Source organism: Gilvimarinus sp. 1_MG-2023 (assembly GCF_030548285.1).
The window spans coordinates 1-297 of the sequence record NZ_JAUOSC010000726.1 but is presented as its reverse complement, the minus strand read 5'-3'; the positions used below and the strand labels follow the sequence as shown (position 1 = coordinate 297).

Genomic DNA, 297 nt, shown 5'->3' with positions numbered 1-297 from the left:
GGGTAATATTTGTCGTTCACCGACCGCTCACGGCGTTTTCCAGAAAATGGTGGATAACGCCGGATTATCCGATCGAGTGCGCATAGACTCAGCTGGTACGGCTGCCTGGCATATCGGCAAGTGTCCGGATTCGCGGGCAATCAGTGCCGCGGCTGGCCGCGGGTATAACCTGTCGGTACTGAAAGCACGGCAAGTGATCGCTGAAGACCTGCAGGTGTTTGACTATGTGTTGGCGATGGACAGTGCCAACCTGGTCGAATTGCAACAGCTCGCCAGGGAACAACAAGGCTTACAGAC

At 55.6% G+C, this 297-nt stretch carries 1 protein-coding gene; it reads left to right on the top strand.

The annotated features are described in order from the left end of the window. A partial coding sequence (locus tag Q4563_RS18785) for a low molecular weight protein-tyrosine-phosphatase (RefSeq protein ID WP_303605593.1) occupies positions 1–297 on the top strand: 297 nt, incomplete at both ends.